General features: G+C 61.4%; 1 protein-coding gene and 1 pseudogene. Both read left to right on the top strand.

What is annotated here, in order from left to right; genetic code table 11:
• Positions 1-698: 698 nt before the first annotated feature.
• Positions 699-1,607, top strand: coding sequence for a hypothetical protein (locus ABDV69_RS21025; protein WP_343577735.1), 909 nt, complete (start codon positions 699-701; stop codon positions 1,605-1,607).
• Positions 1,608-1,609: 2 nt separating this feature from the next.
• A pseudogene (locus tag ABDV69_RS21020) lies at positions 1,610-2,484 on the top strand (secretion protein EspK); the annotation flags it as partial.

Raw genomic sequence — 2,484 nt, 5'->3', positions numbered from 1 at the left:
ATCGGGTAGCCGATCATGATTTTCCCTTCGAAGGGCGGGTCACGCTGGTCGTTGCAGGACTCGTGCCAGAACGCCGGCTCTATCGGCTGTAGTCCAAGGGTGTGAACGATTTCCTTGGCGGCGTCGACGACTTGGGCCTGGGATTGTTCGGGTGTCAGTGGATTCTTCACACTTAGGGCCACCAAAACACGCCTCGGGCATCAATTCTGAACAGCCATCCCCATCGTCGGCGCGGGCAATGTTTGTCCACAGCTGGCAGGTGGACTTCGATGGGCAGCCCTGCTGGGCAACCAACAGGAGTCAGTCCGGATTCTGCATTGATCCCGCCGGTGGCCAGTCGTATTCGAGATTGTGACCACGCCGCTGCTTTGGCGCACCAAGCAGGCCCACGAATCACTTAAGCTTGGATAAGTCCAGCTGCGTGGCTTGTCCGTCGTCCGGGCCGCCGCATCGGTGAGAGGGGTCCAGTTGCGTTGGCGTGGAATTAAGGAGCGACTATGACCGCTCCGCCCCCGGGATCGTGGCCCCCACCGCCGATGCCGGGTCCTCACGGCCCTCAGCCGCCAGGCCCGCCCCCGGGGTATCAGCAGCCGTGGTATCCGCCGGCGGGTCCGCCGAATAAAGGCGGCGGCGTCAAGTGGGTGGTCTCAGGAGTGGTCGTAGTTACCCTCGCTCTTATCTCAGCCGTAACGGTTGTTGTGCTGCATTCGAATTCGAGCGGAGACGCAAAAAACACAACGACGTCGACCGCGGCTTCCGACATCGCCAGCGCCAATGACAAAGGGCCGGTCACGGTCATCACTCAAGACCCCAGCTGCAGCGCGTGGGAAGCCATAGGCAAAGCCTTTGCCACCAGCACCCATAACGGGTGGGGCCAGCGTGATCCGTCGATTCCGGCCACCGCGTGGACGCCTGAGCAGCGCAGCCAATACGAGGCGGTCGGGCAGGCGATGCGCACCGCCGCCGACCAGACTGTTCCGTTGGCCAAACTGACGCCGCACCGGGTGATGCGCGAACTCTACGAGCAGTTCATCGCCTATGCGCGCGAGTACGCCGACCACATTTCCAACTACGCACCGCCGGACGATCGCCTGGCAGGTGTCGCGAACAGCACAGCAAGTGCGCTGGGAGCGATCTGTGACTCCGTTGCTTTTGATGCAGCGGCGAGACGCGGACCATTGGTTTCGCCCTCCTTGCAGCCATCGCAGACCGCGTCACCCGGCGACCTGGCTAACCCGCAGCGCTTCCTCACCAGCGCCAACATCGTTTGCAAAGATTGGAGTTCTGCGTACCTGCAGTTCGATGACGAAACTGAGACCTTTCGTAGTCAAAACCTGAATATCCCAGCCAGCCAGTGGACGCCGGATCAGACATCCGCGAGTCAGGCCGCAGCATCAAAGATGACAGCCTTTGCCGATAAAGCAGACCAGCTCGGCCAGCGGAGTGGCAATCCCGAGCTTGAGGATTTTGCTGCGCTTTCCGCGCAATATTACCGAGCCTTCGTTGTTGCGGTACCCAGCTACGTATTGGCTGACAGTTATCTAGAAGCTGCAGGGGCATACTCTGCCCTCACAATCCGAGCTGCATGCCAGGTGGTTGGAGACTAGTCATGGGGGTAACCAAGCCCACCGGTGAATATGCCGATGAGATGCTCGACCCGGGCGGATGGGTCGAAATTGATGAGCAAACCTTGTATGACCGTGCCCAGGTTTACACGCAGATTCTGCAGCAGATGACGAGTTCGTTGGAGGGTTTGCAGCATGAGCGCAGCGAAATCTTTGACGGTGGTGTTTGGGAGGGTGGCGCGGCCAACGCTGCCAAGGGCAAGTTGAATGAGGTCATCGAGGAACTGACCGGGCTGCAGCAGCACCTGGTCAACGCGATCACGTGGTATAGGAATGCCGGTGACACCGTTGCGGACACGAAATCAAAGATCGCTGACCGCGTCGAAGCCACTCAGCAGCAGATCGGCGAGCTAGAAGACGACTCAGATAGCGACTCCGACGATCAGGCCGACGCGATCGCGTCGTTGGTTGACCAAGCGCACAGTGACAATGCCGAAGACGTAACCAGCGCCGCCGTACGTGTGCCTACCGCCGGTAGTTGGAAGCCGCCGGTGAACGCCCTGCAAAATCTTCTCAACCAGAAATCGCCGCCTTCAACGACGAAACCCGGACAGCATCCATCAGGTCCACCCCCGCTATCCGGGAAACCGGGCACGGGCCCTGTGGGAGCCCCCGCGCAGCGGCCTGGCCAAGTTCCGTCGCCAACGTCCGAGCAGCCAGGTGCACCCTTACCGCCGTCGCCGGGTTCGGGTGATGTTCATAGATCGATGGACAATGCCGGCCAGCCGAATGCGGCTTCGCCGGCTGCTCCAGCGAAGCCGCATCGGGATGTGCCACGAGACCCGGCCGGGCCGGCTGCCCCTGCCGCTGCTTCGCCGCCGGCTGCTCCAGCGGGGTCGCATCGGGATGTGCCACGAGA

The sequence above is a fragment of the Mycobacterium sp. genome (genome assembly GCF_039583785.1).
In the GTDB taxonomy this organism is placed as follows: domain Bacteria; phylum Actinomycetota; class Actinomycetes; order Mycobacteriales; family Mycobacteriaceae; genus Mycobacterium.
Note: the sequence above shows the minus strand (reverse complement) of the source record. Positions and strands in the feature narration are given on the sequence as shown.